This window comes from Proteiniphilum propionicum (assembly GCF_022267555.1).
GTDB classification, from domain to species: domain Bacteria; phylum Bacteroidota; class Bacteroidia; order Bacteroidales; family Dysgonomonadaceae; genus Proteiniphilum; species Proteiniphilum propionicum.
This window is the reverse complement of sequence record NZ_CP073586.1, coordinates 622,210-642,272: the sequence shown is the minus strand read 5'-3', so window position 1 is coordinate 642,272 and position 20,063 is coordinate 622,210. Positions and strand designations below refer to the sequence as shown.

The following is a 20,063-nucleotide window of genomic DNA, read 5'->3' as shown; positions in this document are numbered from 1 at the left end:
TCTGCTTGAGGAAGTCTCAAATTAGATGATTGACATCATAATCACTTGAAAATCAAATATCATATTTTCAAAAAACGACTTATTAAAGTGGACTCATCATTTTAATCTGTAAAAATACCTATTTTTTGCGAGAAGAAAATGATAGATGTTTTATATTAATCATCTCATACGTGGGCTCTTAGATCCACTTGATTTCTAATTGTTTATAATTGAGTTCTTTGACATTTTTGTAATCGCTTTTGTTAAGTGTCTCTTTTACAGGTGACTTGTCAAGTAGAGAGAAACTGAAAATCTGTAAAATTTCGTAGATTAAACGGTCTACTTTCAGTTTGTTACCTACTATGGTCACCATGCAATATGTGATGATTGCACAATAAAGCTGGATCTTCACAGCATTATTCACTCAAAGATCCTGCGCTGAAAAAATATGTGATTCCGTTGTAGAGATATCGTGAAATTAGAAAAACACCGTATCGAGAACGACGATAATTTGAAGCATTTGATTAAGGACAAAGAATAAGAATCGTTCTTATATCGAGTTTTTCAGGTCGTGCTTGCCAATATTAAAATCAAACGAGTAATACTTCTTTAGATTTTCATTGATACGTTTTTTGGCTACATCAAAATACAGCTTTACCTGATGAGTGGACACGCCCATAACACGGGCCGTGTCATATTCGCCGTATTGTTTTTTTAGGAGTAAATAAGACGTAAATCTCAAAGGGGTGGGTAGCTCTTTTATAATAGTATTTAGTATTTCGGAGAATTCATTCCATTCTATTTTTTCTATTTCCTCGTCGAAAATATAATTATTCAATATATCCTTCTCATTTGCTATTGGCACATCTAATGAAATGTTCCGGTCGTGTTTTTTGTTTAGGTTGGCTATTTTCCCGGTTATTTTTTCTATTAAAAATGCGTTAAGCGATTCTTTGTGCGTTATTTTATTATCCAACAATACTTGTTTATTTACCCAAATGTCTGCCAGAACGTCTTGCACAATATCCTCCGCATCCATATTGTCATAAATCCCGATAGCTATAGCGTTCTTTGACATATTGGTTTACACGAAAAAACTTTCTTTTTGAGGTAGTTGTTCTACAATTATATTTGTTATCTTTGGTTGTCTATTTCAACAAATATAATAGAATATGGAAACAGCTGTAGTCAAAAAGAAGATTCACGAATTTGTGGATAAGGCGGATGATAGAATACTGCGCATATTGGAGGCAATTATCGACACGGAAGAAGCATATGAAACATCCGTGCCCGAATCGTTTTATAAGGTGTTGGATAAAGAACGGGAACTGCACTTGAACCAAGCCACGCCCTCTTACGGTTGGAAAGAAGTGAAAGAAAGGCTGATTGAGAAGCATGGATTATAACTTGGTGTTAAAGGCGAGAGCTGAAAATGAATTGTCGGACGCTATTTCATGGTATGAGAGCCAACAGCGAGGACTTGGCTTGGTTTTTTTGAATACTATCGAAACGTATTTGAATGGTATTCAACAAAATCCTTATCAGTATCCCTCGCGAAAAATTCCCTATCGGGAAGCCGTGGTCAGGAAGTTTCCCTATATCATTATTTATGAAGTGGTTGACAATGAAGTGGTGGTGTATTCAATCTTTCATACGCACCGTAATCCTAAAAATAAAACTTGATAACTGAACGCGCATTATTGCAACACTGACAGTTTTGACGTGTAAACCAATTGAATAAAAAGGTTTGCGCATTTTTTGTGCGTGTGCTCGCACCCTTCTGCGAATGGTGTGTGGCGAAGTGAAAGAATGTCTGTCGGCAGGTTGATAATTACTGATTGCCCGGCCACCAACTCCCAATCATCGTTCATTGAAAATAAAGTCGAGGTTTTGCGGGCGGTACAGCTCAAACTTGGTGCCGGAGCTGATAAGGGGCATTTTTTCGGTAATGGCTTACGCGGAAACAATCGAAGATAAAAACCAACGCCCGCGAATTTGTTTAACAACCCATCAGCATCCATATTTCAATTTTTTACACCATAAATAGAATCATTAAGAAAGCAGCCTTCAAAAGAATCCATCCGATGAAGAGATGAATAGAGACAGGCCACGACGCTATTTTTTTGTATTTGTTCTTCGCTCTACTTTTGCTTGTGTCGTGTGAAACCGAAAGGGAGGAGCCGCCCGTGGCGTTACAGCCTTTTCAAAACATTCACGTTGAAGTGAAAGATATGGAGGGCCGTAATTTGTTATCCAATGAAAGTGATGCTTTCAAAGATGAAGAAATAGAAGTGCGCTTTGTTAAAGGTGGAAAGCCCTATTTTAATGCAAATATGACAAATAATCCAAGAGGGTTTTCGGTAAAACGAACGGATGACAGTCCGTACTTAAAACTATCGTTGAGCGAGATAACAAAAAAGCTATCCGAGACTGACAAATCCTCACAATATGAAACTGAGATCTTTCTTACACTGAAAGGAAATGCCGAAAAGAACATCAAGGTGCTTTATGAGATCAATAAAGTATCGGATGGTGGTTTTGTGACGGATTCTCCTAAAACCTTGAAAGTTTGGGTGGATGAGAAATTGAGCTGGCAGCCGGATACCTCGCAACCCGAATCGACAGAAAAATACCAGGCCAGGATTACACTTAAGGCGACTGTGCCGAAGAGATAAGTACCATTAGAACGAAATTACACCTTTTATTTTATTTTTTTAACTAAGTCTCGTGCCGTGATTTTGTGCAGCTTTGCATCATTGCTGTACCGAGGCACATATACCTTTCGGCAAAACAATTTCAAGCTTATCAAAATTCCAACACCATAACTAAAGGGTATGACGACATTAAAAAGGATCTTACTTTTGTTTTTTATTTTGCCGGCGCTGGGTGTGTCGGCACAGCATTACACCATTAGCGGATATATTACGGACAAGGAAACCGGCGAACAACTGATTTCCGCTACCGTCTTTGACGAATTATCGGCTAAAGGAAACGCCACGAACAATTTTGGCTTTTTTTCCCTCACCTTGCCTAAAGGCGAGGTTTCTTTGGCCTTTTCCTATATCGGTTACCAGCCCGAAAAGCAATCGTTTGTGTTGCAACGCGACACGGTTGTCAATATTCAACTCACCTTGCAAAACGTGTTGCAAGAAGTGACCGTGGTAGGGCACCGCTCCGAAACGGGAGTACGTGGTTCGCAAATGAGCGCCGTGGAAGTACCCATCGCACAAATCAAAAATATTCCATCGTTATTGGGTGAAAACGATATTATTAAAGCCTTGCAGCTGTTGCCCGGCGTGCAGTCGGGCACAGAAGGATCGGCCGGTTTGTATGTGCGGGGCGGTGGGCCCGATGAAAATTTGTTACTCCTGGACGGTATCCCGCTCTACAACGTGAATCACATGATGGGCTTTTTTTCCGTTTTCAACAGTGAAGCGCTTAAAAACGTAACGCTTTATAAAGGCAGCTTCCCGGCACGTTTCGGAGGACGGCTCTCCTCCGTGGTGGATGTGCGCATGAAGGACGGCGACGATAAAAAGATCAGCGGGACAGCCAGCATCGGGACACTTTCGGCGAAACTCCAGGTGGAAGGGCCCATCGTGAAAGAAAAAACCACATTTAATGTTTCGTTGCGCCGTACTTACTTCGATATTTTGGCCCAGCCGCTTATCAAGTACGCCGCCAGGCAGGAGGAGGACGATACGAATTACGGTGGCGGATATTATTTTTACGACATTAACGCCAAATTTACACACAAGTTTTCCGACCGTGACCGACTCTATCTCAGTATTTACACGGGAGATGATGCCATGCATACCAAAATGCGTACAAAATCTACCAATAGTTCAACGTATGAAAGCAAAGAATGGCAAAAAATGAACTGGGGTTGGGGTAACCTGGTTACGTCATTACGGTGGAGCCGTGTGGTGGGCAGCAAACTGTTTATGAATACTACTGCGGCATTCACGCGATACAGGTCTGACCTGAAAATGGGCTACGAAGATCAATACGTGGATAAATCCGTGACGCCCCATAAAACGAGTAAATCGGAAACGGCTTTGAAATACGATTCGGGTATCCACGATTGGACGGCTAAGGTTGACTTTGATTATACGCCCGGCCCGTCGCACGATATCAAGTTCGGCACAAACTACACGTATCACACGTTTTCACCCGATGTGTCGTCGATAAAGGTAAACGATACCGACCCCAATACGCAAAAAATCGATACGATTGTGGGAAGTCCTAAAGTGTATGCGCACGAGACCATGAGCTATATCGAAGACAATATTGCGTTGGGGGAATTGTTCAAGGTGAACCTGGGTGTGCATTTTTCGTCGTTTCACGTGCAAAAGGAAAATTACTTCTCGGTGCAACCGCGTGCGGGAATGCGGGTAATGTTGGCCGAAAACTTTTCGGCAAAAGCCGGTTACGCCTATATGAACCAATATATCCACCTGCTTTCGAACAGTTCGGTGAGTCTGCCTACCGATTTGTGGGTTCCCGTTACGAAAAAGATAAAACCCATGTCGTCACACCAATATTCGGCGGGCCTGTTTTATACGGTACCGCACGTGGCCGATTTTTCTGTAGAAGGGTATTACAAAACCATGGACAACCTGTTGGAGTACAAAGATGGAGCGTCGTTCATGGGAGCATCGTCCAATTGGGAAGACAAGGTCAGTATGGGGCGTGGTGTGGCTTACGGCGTGGAGTTCCTGGCGCAGCGGTCGTTCGGAAATACTTCGGGATGGTTGGGCTACACGTGGTCGAAAGCCGATCGTATTTTTGATCGGCCAGGACATGAAATAAACTTCGGAAAGGTTTTTCCTGCCAAGTATGACCGCAGGCACGATGTGAGCCTTACCCTCATGCATAAGTTCTCTGACCGGTTTGATATTTCGGGATCTTGGGTTTACAGCACGGGTAACGCTGCCACGTTTGGCTATCAGTCCTACCGCACTGTGCCCGCACCCAATTATCAGGAATCGCATTACGCCTTGCAATCTGTCACTTACGTGGAGAGCCGCAACAACTTTCGGTACAACAACTATCACCGCATGGATTTGGGCGTAAACTTTCACAAAACTACCCGGCGCGGGTGGAAGCGTACGTGGAACATCAGCGTATATAACGTGTATAATCAGCTGAATCCGTTTTTCGTGTATCCTTCGTCAAAAACGGAACAGACGGGGTCAAGCGAGAGCCGTTCGAAAACGGTGCTCAAGCAGGTGTCCATCTTTCCGGTATTGCCGTCGGTGACGTATGTGGTAAAGTTTTAAACAGTTAACGGTCAATGAAACAACAATCAAAAATGAATAAAAAATCCATATTCTGTATTATTTTGCTCTGCGCACTCCTGTTCTGCGCCTGCGAAAAAGAAATCGAATTTAAAGGAGATGTAAAAAAACCGGTTCTGGTATTGAACGGTTATCTCACGCCCGATGAAAATGTAACGGTACATCTATCGAAAAGCCGTTTTGTCATGGATGACCATACGCCCTACGTATCTATCGAAAACGCTTCCGTAGAGCTATACGTGAACGGGGTGTTGAAGGAAAAGCTTGTTTACGGTAATGAGGGGAATTACGCCGGGCAATATCGTCCGCGAATTGGCGATGAGATTGAAGTCCGCGCATCGGCTCCGGGTTTCGAAGCGGTAAAAGCGAAAACCGGGATTCCGCAGGCTCCGGTGTTTGAATTGGCGGATTCTACCCTTACGCATACGGTAAAAGATGTTTCCAGCCAATTCACCGATGATCCGGGGTATACATTTAAGCAATGGGAGCATGTTAACAAGATCCGCTTACGCTTAAAAGAGGAAAAGAACGAGGAGAATTTTTATTTTATCAAAGCCGAACACAATTTGTACGATAAGGATAAGTCCATCGGAAAAGAGTTGCAAAAGGTAGAGTTGAGCAAAGTGTTGAAAGGAAACATTTCGGATACGGGTAACCCGCTCGAAGAAGTTTTGTGGGGAGAAGAAGATTCCGGTTATAAAAGGCAACTGGAGAATATTTTTTCCGATGCATTGGTGAACGGAAAAGAGCTGTTCTTTAATTTTGAATATTATGAGAACCTCAAAACCGTCATGAAAAGGCCAAATGGAAACGAAGAAATCATCAATGCCGGTGGTCCTTTCACGAAAGAATATGTTATCGCCTTATCCAGCATGTCTCCCGATTATTATCATTTTGTGGTTTCTGCCGCCAAAGCGTATAATGTGGATGAAAACCCTTTTGTGGAGCCGGTGCAAGTACGGACAAACGTGGAAAACGGATTGGGGATTTTAGGTGCATATACCACAAGCCGGTTTGTTTTTCGATTCGAAAAATACGCGGAGGGAGGCTATTCAATACAGTGGTAGGTCTGATCGAAACCTAAACTCCAGGAGTTGTAATTTCCTGGAGTTCAGAATTCAATATGTTTCAAAGCGTTAGTTTTATCCCTGCAAACACGCTTCTTGCAGGTCTTTTGACAGGATACGGACGATGTGTTCGCCGCCGGCAATGTCCACGTGCAGGTCCTCATCGAAATACTGCGGCGCGCGGAACCCTTCGCTATACGACAGGCGGAAGTTGACTTTCCCGTTTGGGTTATAACGGATGTTTGCCCTTGGACAGCCTTTTGATGCCGACAAGTTTGAAGCTATAACAACTGTCCCCGTTCAGGATAAATCACCTAATTTTGCACCGTCGAAATCGGCCAGGAAGAGTGTGTTCAAAAAATTTCGGAAAATGTTCGATTAGGGACGGAATTTTCACAATTACCTGTCCGGTAACACGGCGGCAGGGCAGACAAGGTTGCCCTTTTTAGTGTAATGGCTTATATAAAATGTTAAAAAATCAGATTATATAACCGAAATATAAGCCGGGAAAAACAGAAAAGTCCCTCAAGTAAAAATCAGAGAATTTCAACCCGGGGATTTGGTACTTGAAATCGAGTCCGATACCGAAAAGGAAAGAACTGCCTTTTTTATTGTATAAATATTTGGGCTCGACAATACCATACATGGATATATGCTTTTTATCTAATTTATCCAGGATTTCTGATTTTACCGAATAAAAGGGTACAAATCCCGCACCTATTTCAAACTTGTGGGAATTTTGTCCAAGAGTATATGTTACTTCCAATGGAATTGAAATCCAAGCCGGGTTATCGGGCAGCCCGACAATTCCATCTCTTGAAGTAAAGGGGATTATATTGGTGTTTCCTTTTACATATCCCCATCCGGCACCTATTTTATACCCCCATTTCGATATGGATGGATTATCCCCGAATCTGTTATTTATGGATAATTCGGCCACACTCGATCCCAATATTTTAAGATCGACCCGTTTTTGAGCCATTGCTCCTGCAGAGAGGAGGAAAAAAGCGATAAGTATGCAAGAATAAGCGAATAAATTTTTCATACTATTTTTTATTTTCCAATTTTTTGTAATATCAGACCTTTTACTTCCTTTTTATCTGAGGTTGTAGTATATGCATAAGCATATGCTCCTTCAATGCTGGGGGTATTATTTTTTAAAAGATACTTTATGGAATTCCATAAATTGGCTAATAAATTTGAGTTGCTATTGTAGGATATATAAAACTCTGCTTTTTTGTTAAAAACTTTAACTTGACTTGGAGAAGCATTCCATATTTTATCTGATCCTATAGGCTGTTAAACTAAATCTTTTTGATAAAAGCACTGCAAAAATAAATATAAAAATAGCAATACTTGTTTTTTTAACTATTATTAACCGATGCCGCCTTGTCAGGAACCGTTTCTTTCTCCCGGTTGCAGACAGGCGGCGATGTCCCACACGAACAGTGCGATCAGTTCTCCGGGGGTGAATACCGATTGGTTCATCCTGTTTATTGTTTCGATCAATGAGGACACTTTGTTTTTATCGCTTTCCTGTATAAATACAGAGGAATTGTACCCGGCCAAACTGCCGTGTTTAAATGGGGCGCAACCGTGAACGCCCGGCTTCCATTACGGCATCGCGCAACGGATAATTACGCTTGCGCAACATGTTGATGTAGTCCACGAGCACGATACCGTTGTTTACCACAATACCTACAAGCATGATCAACCCGATGAAGGTGGTGACGCTCAAGGTTATTCCCGTTACGAAGGACGCCAGAATGACCCCCACCAACGTAAACGGATTGGTAGCTTCACCCAGCGAAACACCGTTAAGGTCGGCGGTGGTTTTAACATATCGTTGCTGCGATTGACGCTGGATCTCCAGCGGCCCCAGGCTTTCTACGATGTCGGCTATGGCAGACAGGGGAATTTGTTGTCCCAACAGGTTGGAGACCTGCATCTCTTTCAGTTTGTTCACTTCATTCTGATGTTCCGGTGCATATTGCACTACGATACCGTAGTCGTTCCCGTCTTCGCTGAAATCACCCGATTCGGCTCCGTAAAGGTTTTGCCTTACCTGCATGCCTATCATAGCGGTGTTGAGGGCCATTTGCGATGCTTTTACAGCCAAAGCACCTTTAAAATATCCTAAGCCAATGACCGGATCGATTTAGCGGGTGTGTATACCAAACCCTCAAGAGGTGCGGCACTTTTTCATCAGTCCACTCTCACCGACCTTTTCGGTGTGACAGGATTGTCTGCCACAGCTGGCATCCGTTTCTTCAGCAAAAGTCCAATAATTCCGCCTCCCAGCACGGCAACTGTATTTACAAGGGTTCCAATCATTGTATATATCCATTATTGAGTCTGCTTGAGAAAGTCTCTAATTAGATGATTGACATCATAATCACTTGAAAATCAAATATCATATTTTCAAAAAACGACTTATTAAAGTGGACTCATCATTTTAATCTGTAAAAATACCTATTTTTTGCGAGAAGAAAATGGTAGATGTTTTATATTAATCATCTCATAAATCAAAGTGGATAACACATAGATATGAAAAAAAGTCTACCTTTGTAAAATAAAGTTGGAGAAGTATTAGGTGTACCTTCCCGCATATTAGGTTATAAAACAATTTATTAGAATATGTACAATTGGTTTGAGTGTAAGATAAAATACGACAAAATGCTGGAAACCGGCATGCAAAAAACAGTAACAGAACCCTATTTAGTAGATGCTTTATCGTTTACTGAAGCGGAGGCGAGAATAATTGAAGAGATGAAGCCTTTTATTTCGGGAGAGTTTTCTGTCTCAGATATCAAACGAGTGAAGTATACCGACTCGTTCTTCAATGAAACGGGTGACCGCTACTACAAGGCGAAGTTGTATTTCATTACGCTCGACGAGAAAAGCGGATCGGAGAAAAAAACAGCTGTCAACATGCTGGTGCAGGCTTCTACGCTGAGAGAAACCGTTGATATAGTGGAGACGGAAATGAAAAAGACAATGATTGATTACGATATCGCATCGGTCGCGGAGACAGCAATTGTTGATGTTTTTCCCTATTCCGCCGGACCCCAAAAAGAGAAGTTGGAATGAGTATTAAAACCCATATAAATGAATTGCGAAAGGCAATTATGCCGGAAGTGAAGATAGTGGCGGTTTCAAAATTTCATTCCGCCAGTACTGTCCGGGAAGCTTACGATGAAGGACAGAGGGCCTTCGGCGAGAGCCGTGTGCAGGAACTGGTTGTAAAACAAGAGCAGCTGCCGCGTGATATTGAGTGGCATTTTATCGGCAACCTGCAACGCAACAAAGTAAAACAGATTGCCCCCTTTATCTCGCTTATTCACAGCTTAGACAGTGAACGGCTGATGCTTGAGATTGAGAAGCAGGGAGCTCTTAATAACCGTGTTATTCCATGTCTGCTTCAGATCCATATTGCCGAAGAGGAGACCAAATCGGGCTTTTCACCCGGTGAATGTCGGCAGTTTCTGGCGAATGGTAAATGGAAAGAGTGTACTCATGTTCGTCTTAAAGGACTTATGGGGATGGCTACATATACTGACGACAAAGATCAGATTCGCAGGGAATTTCAGCAGTTGAAATCACTTTTTGAAGAGATTAAAGCCGGTTATTTTTCAAATGATCCGGAGTTTAATGAACTGTCGATGGGGATGTCGGGCGATTACCCGATTGCCATTGAAGAGGGCAGTACGATGATACGACTGGGTACCCTCATTTTTGGAGAACGTTAGGTGTGAAGGGTGCCCCGGCGTTACTTTGATGCCGCCTAAAATTAATTTCCCGTACAGCATATCGATTTTATCGATAAAAATACCTAATTTTGTTTATTAGTAAATTTTTGAAAAACATCCGTTGAGTACATGGTCAATTTAGAAACAACTTTTGCGGGATTGCATCTTAAGAATCCTCTGATAGCTGCCAGCAGTGGGCTTACAAATTCACTGAAGAAGATTAAAGAACTCGAGAGTGCTGGAATAGGTGCCATTGTGTTGAAGTCGCTGTTTGAAGAGCAGATAGAGAGCCATTCCGAGAAACTTGCCCAGATAACCGATTATCCTGAGGCTGCAGATTATATCAATGCTTATGTGGAGATGAACCACATGGATAAGTATCTGGATCTTATACGTTCTGCCAAGTCTGAGTGTAATGTGCCGGTAATTGCCAGTATTAATTGTTACAAGCTGTCACGATGGACAGAGTTTGCCAAAACCATTCAGGATGCAGGTGCTGATGCACTGGAGCTAAATGTTTTTGTCATCAACGCCGGTGAATTTGGTGATACTTATCTGGAAGATTCTTATGTGAATATTGTCAAAGAGTTGAAGAAAGTGATCAGGATTCCGGTAGTGATAAAGATGGCCAAAAATATCAGCAATTTACCTGGTTTGGCAGGCAAGCTCAAATCGCTTGGAGCAAAAGGAATTGTACTTTTTAACCGTTTCTATCAGCTTGATATAGATGTTAAAAAAATGGAAATCACATCTGGTCCTGTATTTAGTAATCCTTCCGATTTCAGTGATACTCTGAGATGGACTGCAATTGTTTCCGGACGCGTACATGAATTGGATATTGCATGTTCGTACGGTGTGCACTCATGGGAAGATGCCATCAAGGGTATTTTGGCAGGGGCAGGAGGGATACAACTCTGCAGCGTTCTTTACGAACAGGGATTAAACGTGATAGAGAACATGCTCACCTGCATGGAAGAGTGGATGAATCAAAGAAACTTTACAACTATTGATGATTTTAAAGGCAAACTGAACTACGCCAATATCAGCAGCCCGTCACTATATGAGCGGGTACAGTTTATGAAGTACTTCTCAAGTTACAAATGACCGGTAACGAACACCACTGAGTAATTAATATACATTTGCCTGTGGACCGGTATGCCAAATGTTTTGAAAGTAACTGATACAACTAAGTCATGAATATACAACAATTAGAATATATTATCGCGGTAGATAATCACCGCCACTTTTCAAAAGCAGCAGAGGCTTCTTTTGTAACTCAGCCAACACTCAGTATGATGATACAGAAACTGGAAGAAGAGCTTGGCGTGAAGATATTCGATCGTTCACAACTTCCGGTACAGCCGACTGAGATTGGGGAGAAGGTTATCAATCAGGCTCGAGTTGCTGTAGCTCAAGTAAATCAGATAAAGGAGATTATTCAGGAAGAAAGAGGTATTGTGAAAGGTGTCTTCAGGTTAGGAATAATTCCCACTGTATCGCCATATCTCCTGCCTAGGCTAATGCAGGTCCATTCTGAAAACAGATTTGATATACGTATAGTAATTTCTGAACTAACAACGGATCAGATACTTAAAGGCCTTTCCAATGATTCGTTGGATGGAGGTATTTTGGCCACCCCGCTGAAAGATCCTGCTATTACGGAGCACCCTATGTACTACGAAAGATTCTTTGCTTATGTATCTCCATTTGAAAAATCGTTATATTCAAAGACTGTTCTTGATGAAGGTGATCTTACGGCTTCAAGACTCTGGCTGCTTGATGAGGTGCATTGCTTCAGAACACAAATTCTGCATCTGTGCCACCTAAAAAAAAGGCGTGGCGGCAATCATTCCATCTTTTCCTATGAAGCTGGAAGCATAGATACCCTCATCAATATTGTGGATCAGAATGAAGGGCTTACAGTTATCCCTGAAATGGCTATTGCAAATTTGAGCGAAACACAGAAAAAGAACGTGCGATCTTTCAGAAACAGTACACCTGTGCGGGAGATAAGCCTTATTACAAGGAAAGAATTTCTGCGGGAGAGGTTGATTAATATCATTATAGGTGAAGTGAAGGCGGCAGTGCCAAGATCACTTCAGGATGATGCGATGAAAAAATATATTGTTCCTTTGTAGCAGAGATTGGTTTGAAATTATGGAAAAGCCTTATCATAATAAAAAATAAGTCCCGGACGGCTGAATATTTGAGTTTGCCTCATATACAGGTCTAAATGGAATATTTAATGAACCGTAGTATAAGAGAAATCTATGTACGATGGTTTGAGAGGCCATAAAATGGAAGTAGGAGGAAAATATATTTGTTTTCCTCCTACTTCCATTTTCAATGCTGGTTTAATCTTACAGCGTCATTTTTAATCCTGCGAAAAAGGACCTTGGTGATCCCGGACCGTAGATATAATCGGATGCCCTTCCTGCACCGGTATCGAAATCTTTTTGATAGGCATTGAAAATGTTCTGCACTCCCGCGTTCAATTGCAGCGTGGAATACCCGAGGACGGGAATGTCGTAAGACAATTTTGTATGCAACTCAAAAAAAGAATTTACCCTTTCGATTTTATTTTCCGATGCAAACCGGTCTTTGGCAGGGTCGCCTTCCCCTTTCACGTGGGGCACGTACATCCGCCTGGTATAGTTTCCCGAGAGCGTTGCTGAAAAGCGGGTCGCCGGTTTCCACGTGGCGACGAAATACCCGTAAGTATCGGGAGTGCGCATGAACTCGCGATACCCGCCCACACCTTCTATCGGTTCCTGGGCCTGGTCGAACAAGCTTTTCTGAAACGTTACCCCCAGTTGTAGATCTAACAGGCGGCCGTATGCCATTCTTCCTTCCAGGTTTATGCCGTATACTTTCGCGTTTTCACCTTTGGCATTTACCACCAGTTTTTGCCCCTCCACGTTGGGGTCGTCGATGGCGGTAATCTTATTTTTCAAGTGCGTGAAAAAACCTTCCGCCAGTGCGTTTAACTGCAGGCTGCCCACGGTATGGTAAAAGTCGATCGAGCCGCTCACGCTGCGCGAACGCTCTTCTTGCAGGTCTTCCGAAAGGACACGGACGATGTGTTCGCCGCCGGCAATGTCCACGTGCAGGTCTTCATCGAAATACTGCGGCGCGCGGAACCCTTCGCTGTACGACAGGCGGAAGTTGACTTTCCCGTTCGGGTTATAACGGATGTTTGCCCTTGGACTGAAAATAGCCGATTTTACCAGCGAGTGCTTGTCGAGGCGGCCGCCCAGAAGAATGCTCCACCTGTCGTCTTTCCATTCATTTTGTAGAAAACCGCTCGTGGTATGGGTTTTTTGATCCACATCGCGGGTGCGGTATCCGCTTATGTCGGTCAGCGTGTTGTTCAGATACTCGGCTCCGGCAGTCAGTTCGGCAGGCATAAACAGGAATTTGTCGATCATCCGGGTATATTGTCCGCCCAGATGATGGATCAATTCGGTGGAGCGCCCGAACGAGCCCAATCGGTTGTTCAGGTTGTCGATCACTTCCTGGTCTTGGTTTGGTCCGGGTATTACCTCCACCGGGTCGCCCCCGCCATAATAGCTTTTGCGAAGTGTGTGCTGAGCCGAAGCGTAGAGGTTGAACCTGTTTTTCATATCTGCCGAATTTTGCACATAATTGATGCCTCCTCCGTTGATATAGTGTTCCAGTTGTTCGGTGATTTTAGACTGGAACGGTTGCTGTTTGAGGCTGTCGCCTCCGCGGCGGAACTCATGCATGTTGTGGTACTCTATGGAAAGTTTGGAGTATAGCCCTGTTTTCAGGAACGAGCGGAATCCCAATGCCCTGTTTATGAGCATGGGCAACTCGGTGAAACCGTCTTTATCCATGTCGAATCCTTCTCTTTTGCGGTGTTGTCCGTATACCATAATTCCGGCATTGCGAGTGTCGTTTATCAGTGACGCGTTGAACATCGTATTGTTCTCTGAAGCTTTCCCGTTGATGGACGAAAACGTGTGGGTGACATCCCCGCTGTTGCGGGAAGATTCTTTCGTTATCACGTTGATAACGCCGCCGATGGCTGACGAACCGAACAGCGCTGACCCTCCCCCGCGGATTACTTCAATCCGGTCGATCATGTTGGAGGGAATCTGTTCCAGCCCGTAAACACCTGTCAATGCACCGTAAATGGGGCGGGAGTTAATGAGTATCTGCGAGTAAGCCCCCTCAAGTCCATTGATCCTCACCTGTGATAAACCACAGTTCTGGCAATTGTCTTCCACGCGTAAGCCGGGCTGGAAATTCAGTGCCTGCGCCAGGTTTTTCGAGTTGGTGGCTTCCAGCATCTTTACATCCACCACGCTCACCAACGAGGGGGCCAGCATCCGGTTGGTTTCGTTCCGGTTGGCCGACACCACTACGGCGTTGAGCGGGATGCTCTCCTCTTCCATCTCAAAGTCTATCTCTAGTGAAGTATTTGCCCGGATCGACACCTCTTTTGTTATTGTTTTGTATCCCATCATTGAGATCTCCATTGTAAAATTGCCTGTGGGTAAATTTCGTAAAAAATAATGCCCCGTAGCATCAGTTGTGATGGCTATCATAGTTCCTTTTATTCTTATGGTCACGAAAGGAAGGTGTTCCTGCGTTTTTTTATCAAGTACATGCCCGAAAATATGCGCATCAGTTTGGTTCGGTACCCCTTCATCTGCCTGTGCATAGACTGAAATTGTAATGAGGCATAGAAGTAGCGTTATAATATTCTTCATTTTTTTATTTGTATTAAAAGATAATAATTCGGCAGATTTTTAATTAACCGCCATGTAACAAGGTCGTTATCAGTGGCTCTTTGAGAACCGCCGAATTATTGAATTTTTTTGTTTGATAAATATGTCTGACTTAGATATGCTGCAAGTTTTTTTAATGTAAAAAAGTCATGACAGGGTAATTTCAGCAGTACATACCACTTTGGGCAACCTTTCTTCTTAAAAAGAAGTTGTCCGAGAGTTTACAGTGGCCTTTTCTGCAGAAATCACAATTACCGTGGAAATATTTCTAATGCTGGAGGGGCCCTCAACTGCTTCGGGGCAGCAAGCCTGATTAGGTGTGTGTATTTGTAAGATTCCGGATGAAACAGGGCTCCCGTGAGATAGTTCCCCGCAAAAATCACCTCCGGTATTATGTCTGTGGTGGTAGAAGTCTGGTGTATCAGATCAAGTAGTTGAAGTTCTTTTTCAGTATGGTCATGTTGTGCCTGCTTACCAAATTTATATGGATGCGAGTGAGTGTACGTTATGTAGTTAATAACGTGGGTATGAGTGAATAAGGAGGCGCCGCCTACATATAATGTAAACAAGACTAATCCAAACCACTTGAGCAAATTATTTTTTACATGACACATATGTTCTTCTGCTGTAAACTAACAAAGATATTGTTTTTTTGCATATGGTCTGTTTTATTTGTTTTTTTATATTTTTTATTGCTTTTTTATTTTGCATTCTTTAATATCGGTACGTAATCTAATGCCTGATGCGCATACCTAAGCTGTCTTTAATATTTTACCAATGAAGGTCAGTACATAACCCCAATATTAACTTAAAATGAAACACATCTGAGAAGTGTTTCTCAAAAGTACTTTTACTATCATCTTTCTATTGATTATAGATGACTTGGAATTCAGTAATGCAAGTTTTCAGTTCGGAGATTTTGTATTACTTTTGTGAATGTAAAGTTCAACACCCAATAGTCCCGCCGTTTTTTATGGACACTCAGACGATAATAGATAAATATTACAAAGAAGGAACAAAGCTCTATGATATATATATGTCGCATTGTTCAGATGTGACAAACAAGGCCCTCTCTATCGTTCAGGCGCATCCGGAATTGGCAGTGGATACCAGATTCATTGAGGAGGCCGGGATGCTTCATGATATTGGGATTTTCAAAACCCATGCTCCCCATATTGCATGCGAAGGCAGCTTTCCCTATATTTGCCACGGTTATTTGGGACGTGATTTGCTGACATTAGAAGGTTTCCCCAGACATGGGCTGGTGTGTGAGCGCCACACCGGCACAGGGCTTAGCCTGGAGACAATCATAAATCGTAAATTGCCTGTTCCTCATAGAGATATGCGGCCTAAAAGCTTGGAGGAAAAGATAATTTGTTTTGCTGATAAATTTTATTCAAAGTCTCAACTGGGAAAGGAGAAGCCTTTAAAAAAGATAAGACAAAGCCTGGGCAGGCATGGGCGGCATCAGGTAGAAGTATTCGATGAGTGGTGTGAAATATTTCTCTGAGACAGCACACCCGGTTTTTATTGATTTTTTTTGGCAAACTATTTGCAGTGTAAGTTGATGGGTAAATGAATTGAAAGCAATATGACTGAAAACAATAACAACTATACAGATCCCGGAGAAAGGGAAAAAGAGATGAATGAAAAGATGAACGAAGAGATGGCTAAAGATCATAAAGATAGCCTTGAAGAAAATGTAATCGAGGAAAAAACAGACAATTTGACAGAGGAAAAGACCGATTTTCAAAAAGAGCTTGAAGAGTCACGACAGAAGTATGATGAGCTGAATGACAATTACCTCCGGTTACATGCCGAATTTGATAATTTTCGCAAGCGCACACTAAAAGAGAAGGCAGAACTGATTAGAAATGGCGGAGAGAGAGTTCTGCTTGATATTATCTCTCTTGTTGATGATTTTGAACGTGCGCTTTCATCACTACATGCAGCTGAAGACAAAGATGCCATGCTCCAGGGTATTGACCTTATCTATACGAAATTTATAAACTTCCTCAAGCAACATGGGGTGAAAGAGATTGAGTCTGTCGGACAACCTTTTGATGCAGACCGCTTTGAAGCTGTAACCACCATTCCTGCAGAGGAGGAGTCACAGAAAGGTATTGTGATTGATTGCATACAGAAGGGGTATGAGTTGAACGACAAGATCATTCGCTTTCCAAAAGTAATTGTGGGAGAATAAAATGGCAGTTAAAAGAGATTATTACGAAATACTGGGAGTACCTAAGTCAGCCTCGGCTGACGAGATAAAAAAAGCCTATCGCAAGAAAGCCATTCAATATCACCCGGACAAAAACCCGGGGAATAAGGAGGCGGAAGAAAAATTTAAAGAGGCGGCAGAGGCTTATGAAGTGCTTAGCGATGAGAACAAGCGTGCCCGTTACGATCAGTTTGGACACGCGGGTGTAGGTAGTGCTGCTTCCGGCGGTTTTACCGGAGGAGGTATGTCTATGGATGATATATTCTCTCAATTTGGTGATATATTCGGAGGCCATTTTGGCGGTTTTGGCGGTTTTGGCGGTTTCGGGAGTTCACAACGAGGAAGAAGGGTTAACAGGGGCTCCGACCTGCGTGTGAAGGTGAAGCTTAATCTTAAGGAGATCCTTAACGGTGTTGAAAAGAAGATAAAAGTAAAAAAATATGTGTCGTGTTCACATTGCGGAGGGAACGGTTCCGAAAGCGGTAGCTCGTACTCTACATGTTCAACCTGCAACGGAGCAGGCGTGATAACGCGTGTGGCAAACACTATCCTTGGCCAGATGCAGACCACCTCAACCTGTCCCACCTGTAACGGTGAAGGGAAGACTATTGTTAAAAAATGCACCTATTGTAATGGTGAGGGTATAGTGCGTGACGAGGAGATAATACCCATAAGGATACCTGCAGGCGTAGCCGAAGGCATGCAACTTTCATTGTCTGGAAAAGGCAATGCAGCACGGCGAGGGGGAGTAAATGGGGATCTACTTATTGTTGTGGAAGAGGAGGAGGACCCTAACCTTATACGTGATGAGAACGATGTGATTTATAATCTTTACCTGAGCTTCCCCACTGCTACTCTTGGAGGAACAGTTGAGGTACCGACTATAGATGGAGTGGCCAAGGTGAAAATTGAACCTGGGACACAACCAGGCAAGGTGTTAAGGTTACGTAACAAGGGACTGCCTTCGGTAAATGGCTTTGGCAGAGGTGATGAGCTTGTTAATGTTAATGTTTACGTTCCTGAGAACCTGAGTGACAAGGAACGCAAGTGGTTGGAAGAGATGGAAAAATCAGAAAACTTTATCCCTTCAAAAACGGCAAGGAAAAAAGTTTTCGATAAGTTCAGAAAAATGTTCGATTAACAGCCATAATAAAATAACATTATCTATCTACACAAAAAATAGCGATGTATCCTTTTCCCGTATGTCGCTATTTTTCTATTAAAAGTAAACGTAATGAATATCCGAGTAAGATCCAAAGATCCAAAGATCAAAACATCAAAAGCCTAAACTAAATAGATATAAATTTTATATTATGAATCTAAGAGAATTATTGTTGGTTGTAACGCTGTTCCCATTGTTTGTTTTTAGTCAGGTTCTTCCTGTGGAGTATCAAATCATCCCCCGGCCCCAATCTGTAAGTTATGGTTCCGGTGAGTTGAAACTGGGAGAAAAAGTTAAACTTTTTTTCTCTCCGGGACTGGAAAAAGAGGCGGAATTGCTGAACTGCTACCTTGCCTCCGGGAACGGGATTAAAATGGAAACAGTCCTCAGAGAGAAGATTGCTGATATCGTGCTTCGTATAGATTTGGCTTTTAAGTCAGAAAAACCGGAAGGATACCGTTTAGAAACAGGTAAAAATAGCATCAGTATCACTTCTGATAGTCCCCAGGGTGTTTTTAACGGTATACAGTCATTACGACAGATTATTCGGAAAAACGAGAAAGGCTTCACTGTGCAACGTGGAGTAATAGAAGATTACCCTGCCTTTGCATGGAGATCTTTCATGCTCGATGAGGCTCGCCATTTTAAGGGAAAAGAGGTAGTAAAACAACTATTGGATGAAATGGCTTTGCTGAAAATGAATATCTTTCACTGGCATCTGGTTGACGACCAGGGCTGGCGAATCGAAATAAAGAAATATCCTCTCCTGACCGAAGTAGGTTCAACCAGGGATTCAACCGAGGTGGATCATTTTCACAGCAACCGTTACGACGGGAAGCCACACAGCGGTTACTATACCCAGGATGAGATCCGGGAGATAGTTGCTTTTGCTGCCGATCGTAATATTATGATTGTGCCTGAGATTGAGATGCCAGGTCACTCAAGTGCTGCTATTGCTTCTTATCCCTGGCTTGGCACAAGCGGTTTGGAAATCAATGTGCCTTGCAAGTTCGGCGTTCAGTATGATATCTACAATGTTGCCGATCCCCGTGTGTTTGCATTCTTCAACGATGTGTTTGACGAAATAATAACTCTATTCCCGTCACCGGTAATACACATAGGAGGTGATGAGCCGCGTTACGATCAGTGGAACGCTTCAGATCAGGTGAAAACCTATATGGCTGCAAACGGACTAAATACACCTGCCGAATTGCTGGTGTTTTTCACCAATAATATTTCAGAAATGCTGAAAACCAAAGAAAAGCGAATGATGGGCTGGAATGAAATTACAGGAGATAGGCTTCACGATTACCATTCCGATGCAGACACCAAAGGGTTGTCGCAGAAGCTTGCTGAAGGTGCTATTGTGCATTTCTGGAAAGGAGACATAGATAAGATACTGAATACCATAATTAAAGGATATGATGTGGTGAACTCGAATCACTCTTTCACTTATCTCGACTACAACTATAAATCCATTCCTCTTTCTAAAGCATATTCTTTTAATCCGATACCTGAAGGCTTACCGGAAGGGCTAGAAGAAAAAGTACTTGGAATGGGTTGTCAGATGTGGGGCGAATTTATTCCAACCTTGGAAAGCATGAACAGGATGGTGTACCCGCGTTTAGCTGCTTATGCCGAGTGTGGCTGGACGAATAATGATCAGAAAGATTACTATCGCTTCCTCATGGCATTACCCGCTTTTCTTGAACGCTGGAAAAATGCCGGCATTAATTATGGTCCTGTTGAGTAATTTTAAATATTTATGGAATGAAGGAAAAACTGTTTTATTTGGCAATTGTTGCCATTCTGTATTGTTCTTTTCCGAACT

The 20,063-nt window shown here is 42.7% G+C and carries 21 protein-coding genes and 1 pseudogene; 14 read left to right on the top strand and 8 right to left on the bottom strand.

Features of this window, described 5'->3' with window-relative positions:
* Positions 1-529: 529 nt before the first annotated feature.
* A complete protein-coding gene (locus KDN43_RS02395) occupies positions 530-1,057 on the bottom strand; it encodes a sigma-70 RNA polymerase sigma factor region 4 domain-containing protein (protein ID WP_238868103.1) in 528 nt (175 codons plus the stop codon).
* Positions 1,058-1,151: 94 nt separating this feature from the next.
* Between KDN43_RS02395 and KDN43_RS02390 the strand changes: the two genes are divergently transcribed.
* On the top strand, positions 1,152-1,385 hold the full coding sequence (locus tag KDN43_RS02390; RefSeq protein WP_238868102.1) for a hypothetical protein: 234 nt from the start codon (positions 1,152-1,154) through the stop codon (positions 1,383-1,385).
* Positions 1,375-1,662, top strand: a complete 288-nt coding sequence (locus KDN43_RS02385) for a type II toxin-antitoxin system RelE/ParE family toxin (RefSeq protein ID WP_238868101.1) — start codon at positions 1,375-1,377, stop codon at positions 1,660-1,662. Before KDN43_RS02390 ends, KDN43_RS02385 begins: the two co-directional genes overlap by 11 nt.
* A 14-nt stretch (positions 1,663-1,676) precedes the next feature.
* On the opposite strand, the gene KDN43_RS02380 is transcribed toward KDN43_RS02385, so the two are convergent.
* Complete coding sequence (locus KDN43_RS02380; RefSeq protein ID WP_238868100.1) at positions 1,677-2,000, bottom strand: hypothetical protein; 324 nt, start codon at positions 1,998-2,000, stop codon at positions 1,677-1,679.
* Between the two features lie 132 nt (positions 2,001-2,132).
* On the opposite strand from KDN43_RS02380, the gene KDN43_RS02375 reads away from it, so the two are divergent.
* The 3 genes from KDN43_RS02375 to KDN43_RS02365 all read left to right on the top strand — a co-directional run bounded on the left by KDN43_RS02375 (position 2,133) and on the right by KDN43_RS02365 (position 6,346).
* A complete protein-coding gene (locus tag KDN43_RS02375) occupies positions 2,133-2,654 on the top strand; it encodes a hypothetical protein (protein ID WP_238868099.1) in 522 nt (173 codons plus the stop codon).
* A gap of 159 nt (positions 2,655-2,813) precedes the next feature.
* Positions 2,814-5,261, top strand: coding sequence for a TonB-dependent receptor (locus KDN43_RS02370; RefSeq protein ID WP_238868098.1), 2,448 nt, complete (start codon positions 2,814-2,816; stop codon positions 5,259-5,261).
* Positions 5,262-5,293: 32 nt separating this feature from the next.
* Positions 5,294-6,346 carry a DUF4249 domain-containing protein gene (locus tag KDN43_RS02365; RefSeq protein WP_238868097.1) on the top strand — a complete coding sequence of 351 codons (1,053 nt, stop codon included), beginning with the start codon at positions 5,294-5,296 and terminating at the stop codon, positions 6,344-6,346.
* 93 nt (positions 6,347-6,439) lie between these two features.
* On the opposite strand, the pseudogene KDN43_RS02360 reads toward KDN43_RS02365, so the two are convergent.
* Positions 6,440-6,598 (bottom strand): annotated as a pseudogene (locus KDN43_RS02360) (TonB-dependent receptor domain-containing protein); the annotation flags it as partial.
* Between KDN43_RS02360 and KDN43_RS02355 the strand changes: the two are divergent.
* The gene (locus KDN43_RS02355; protein ID WP_238869538.1) at positions 6,585-6,728 is read left to right on the top strand and encodes a hypothetical protein; all 144 of its coding nucleotides are present in this window, start codon (positions 6,585-6,587) and stop codon (positions 6,726-6,728) included. The pseudogene KDN43_RS02360 and the gene KDN43_RS02355 sit on opposite strands and share 14 nt — an antisense overlap.
* Positions 6,729-6,824: 96 nt before the next feature.
* Here the strand turns inward: KDN43_RS02355 and KDN43_RS02350 are convergent, their stop codons facing one another.
* From KDN43_RS02350 to KDN43_RS16385, 3 genes are all read right to left on the bottom strand, one after another.
* Positions 6,825-7,391, bottom strand: coding sequence for a hypothetical protein (locus tag KDN43_RS02350; protein ID WP_238868096.1), 567 nt, complete (start codon positions 7,389-7,391; stop codon positions 6,825-6,827).
* A gap of 534 nt (positions 7,392-7,925) precedes the next feature.
* Positions 7,926-8,444 (bottom strand): efflux RND transporter permease subunit, encoded by a 519-nt coding sequence (locus tag KDN43_RS02345; RefSeq protein ID WP_238868095.1) that lies wholly within the window; start codon positions 8,442-8,444, stop codon positions 7,926-7,928.
* Between the two features lie 107 nt (positions 8,445-8,551).
* The gene (locus KDN43_RS16385; RefSeq protein WP_256448718.1) at positions 8,552-8,680 is read right to left on the bottom strand and encodes a DUF554 family protein; all 129 of its coding nucleotides are present in this window, start codon (positions 8,678-8,680) and stop codon (positions 8,552-8,554) included.
* 303 nt (positions 8,681-8,983) lie between these two features.
* On the opposite strand from KDN43_RS16385, the gene KDN43_RS02340 reads away from it, so the two are divergent.
* From KDN43_RS02340 to KDN43_RS02325, 4 genes are all read left to right on the top strand, one after another.
* Positions 8,984-9,436 (top strand): DUF4494 domain-containing protein, encoded by a 453-nt coding sequence (locus tag KDN43_RS02340; RefSeq protein WP_238868094.1) that lies wholly within the window; start codon positions 8,984-8,986, stop codon positions 9,434-9,436.
* Positions 9,433-10,095: a YggS family pyridoxal phosphate-dependent enzyme gene (locus KDN43_RS02335; protein ID WP_238868093.1), complete on the top strand. Its 663-nt coding sequence runs from the start codon at positions 9,433-9,435 to the stop codon at positions 10,093-10,095. Before KDN43_RS02340 ends, KDN43_RS02335 begins: the two co-directional genes overlap by 4 nt.
* Positions 10,096-10,224: 129 nt before the next feature.
* Positions 10,225-11,199: a dihydroorotate dehydrogenase-like protein gene (locus tag KDN43_RS02330; protein WP_238868092.1), complete on the top strand. Its 975-nt coding sequence runs from the start codon at positions 10,225-10,227 to the stop codon at positions 11,197-11,199.
* An 89-nt stretch (positions 11,200-11,288) separates the two neighbouring features.
* Positions 11,289-12,233: a hydrogen peroxide-inducible genes activator gene (locus KDN43_RS02325; protein ID WP_238868091.1), complete on the top strand. Its 945-nt coding sequence runs from the start codon at positions 11,289-11,291 to the stop codon at positions 12,231-12,233.
* A gap of 222 nt (positions 12,234-12,455) precedes the next feature.
* Here KDN43_RS02325 and KDN43_RS02320 read toward each other — a convergent pair whose 3' ends face one another.
* Positions 12,456-14,831, bottom strand: a complete 2,376-nt coding sequence (locus tag KDN43_RS02320; protein ID WP_238868090.1) for a TonB-dependent receptor — start codon at positions 14,829-14,831, stop codon at positions 12,456-12,458.
* A 269-nt stretch (positions 14,832-15,100) separates the two neighbouring features.
* The gene (locus KDN43_RS02315) at positions 15,101-15,463 is read right to left on the bottom strand and encodes a hypothetical protein (protein WP_238868089.1); all 363 of its coding nucleotides are present in this window, start codon (positions 15,461-15,463) and stop codon (positions 15,101-15,103) included.
* 359 nt (positions 15,464-15,822) lie between these two features.
* On the opposite strand from KDN43_RS02315, the gene KDN43_RS02310 reads away from it, so the two are divergent.
* The 4 genes from KDN43_RS02310 (at position 15,823) to KDN43_RS02295 (ending at position 19,985) form a co-directional block, all read left to right on the top strand.
* Positions 15,823-16,359, top strand: a complete 537-nt coding sequence (locus KDN43_RS02310; protein WP_238868088.1) for an HD domain-containing protein — start codon at positions 15,823-15,825, stop codon at positions 16,357-16,359.
* 81 nt (positions 16,360-16,440) lie between these two features.
* Entirely contained in the window at positions 16,441-17,052 is a 612-nt protein-coding gene (locus tag KDN43_RS02305) for a nucleotide exchange factor GrpE (RefSeq protein WP_238868087.1), read from the top strand.
* A gap of 1 nt (position 17,053) precedes the next feature.
* On the top strand, positions 17,054-18,211 hold the full coding sequence (dnaJ, locus tag KDN43_RS02300; protein WP_238868086.1) for a molecular chaperone DnaJ: 1,158 nt from the start codon (positions 17,054-17,056) through the stop codon (positions 18,209-18,211).
* Between the two features lie 172 nt (positions 18,212-18,383).
* Positions 18,384-19,985: a beta-N-acetylhexosaminidase gene (locus tag KDN43_RS02295; RefSeq protein ID WP_238868085.1), complete on the top strand. Its 1,602-nt coding sequence runs from the start codon at positions 18,384-18,386 to the stop codon at positions 19,983-19,985.
* Positions 19,986-20,063: the final 78 nt, after the last annotated feature.

Coding starts and splice junctions, on each gene's coding strand:
- KDN43_RS02395 (WP_238868103.1), bottom strand. CDS start 1,057: ATGTCAAAGAACGCTATAGCTATCGGGATTTATGACAATATGGATGCG.
- KDN43_RS02390 (WP_238868102.1), top strand. CDS start 1,152: ATGGAAACAGCTGTAGTCAAAAAGAAGATTCACGAATTTGTGGATAAG.
- KDN43_RS02385 (WP_238868101.1), top strand. CDS start 1,375: ATGGATTATAACTTGGTGTTAAAGGCGAGAGCTGAAAATGAATTGTCG.
- KDN43_RS02380 (WP_238868100.1), bottom strand. CDS start 2,000: ATGGATGCTGATGGGTTGTTAAACAAATTCGCGGGCGTTGGTTTTTAT.
- KDN43_RS02370 (WP_238868098.1), top strand. CDS start 2,814: ATGACGACATTAAAAAGGATCTTACTTTTGTTTTTTATTTTGCCGGCG.
- KDN43_RS02365 (WP_238868097.1), top strand. CDS start 5,294: ATGAATAAAAAATCCATATTCTGTATTATTTTGCTCTGCGCACTCCTG.
- KDN43_RS02355 (WP_238869538.1), top strand. CDS start 6,585: ATGTTTGCCCTTGGACAGCCTTTTGATGCCGACAAGTTTGAAGCTATA.
- KDN43_RS02350 (WP_238868096.1), bottom strand. CDS start 7,391: ATGAAAAATTTATTCGCTTATTCTTGCATACTTATCGCTTTTTTCCTC.
- KDN43_RS02345 (WP_238868095.1), bottom strand. CDS start 8,444: ATGGCCCTCAACACCGCTATGATAGGCATGCAGGTAAGGCAAAACCTT.
- KDN43_RS16385 (WP_256448718.1), bottom strand. CDS start 8,680: ATGATTGGAACCCTTGTAAATACAGTTGCCGTGCTGGGAGGCGGAATT.
- KDN43_RS02340 (WP_238868094.1), top strand. CDS start 8,984: ATGTACAATTGGTTTGAGTGTAAGATAAAATACGACAAAATGCTGGAA.
- KDN43_RS02335 (WP_238868093.1), top strand. CDS start 9,433: ATGAGTATTAAAACCCATATAAATGAATTGCGAAAGGCAATTATGCCG.
- KDN43_RS02330 (WP_238868092.1), top strand. CDS start 10,225: ATGGTCAATTTAGAAACAACTTTTGCGGGATTGCATCTTAAGAATCCT.
- KDN43_RS02325 (WP_238868091.1), top strand. CDS start 11,289: ATGAATATACAACAATTAGAATATATTATCGCGGTAGATAATCACCGC.
- KDN43_RS02320 (WP_238868090.1), bottom strand. CDS start 14,831: ATGAAGAATATTATAACGCTACTTCTATGCCTCATTACAATTTCAGTC.
- KDN43_RS02315 (WP_238868089.1), bottom strand. CDS start 15,463: ATGTGTCATGTAAAAAATAATTTGCTCAAGTGGTTTGGATTAGTCTTG.
- KDN43_RS02310 (WP_238868088.1), top strand. CDS start 15,823: ATGGACACTCAGACGATAATAGATAAATATTACAAAGAAGGAACAAAG.
- KDN43_RS02305 (WP_238868087.1), top strand. CDS start 16,441: ATGACTGAAAACAATAACAACTATACAGATCCCGGAGAAAGGGAAAAA.
- dnaJ (WP_238868086.1), top strand. CDS start 17,054: ATGGCAGTTAAAAGAGATTATTACGAAATACTGGGAGTACCTAAGTCA.
- KDN43_RS02295 (WP_238868085.1), top strand. CDS start 18,384: ATGAATCTAAGAGAATTATTGTTGGTTGTAACGCTGTTCCCATTGTTT.